Below are 472 nucleotides of genomic sequence, written 5' to 3' on the forward strand. Positions count from 1 at the left end.
CGCCGCACGTCGAAGTTGCGAATCGACCCAGACGTTGTGATCGACAAGGCGTTTTACGACTCGCTGAACGATGAGGACGACGATTGACCATCTTCGTCGATGCTTCGGCGATCGTCGCCATCGTTCGGGGCGAGCCCGGATCGCATGACATCGAGTCGACGCTCGGCCAGCATGTGGACCGGCGCACCAGCGGCTTGGCGATGTGGGAAGCGGCACGCGCCCTTGGTCGGGAGAGCGATGAGGGTACGGAAGGCGGCTTGTTCGAAGTTACACGCTTCTGCACAGCTCTGGGTATCACGACCGTGCCGATCGGTTCTGCGGAAACGGCAGAAGCCGTGATTGCGCATCGGCGTTACGGCAAGGGCCATCATCCCGCCCGCCTGAACATGGGCGATTGCTTCGCCTACGCCTGCGCCCGGACGAACAACGCGCGCCTGCTCTACAAGGGCGATGATTTCTCCCATACGGACGT

At 62.1% G+C, this 472-nt stretch carries 1 protein-coding gene; it reads left to right on the forward strand.

What is annotated here, in order from left to right; all coding sequences use genetic code 11:
• Positions 1–83: 83 nt before the first annotated feature.
• The coding region (locus AC0IYH_RS29320) for a type II toxin-antitoxin system VapC family toxin (RefSeq protein WP_471837536.1) at positions 84–472 on the forward strand (389 nt) is incomplete at its 3' end.

Source organism: Pseudomonas sp. AC463 (assembly GCF_979253585.1).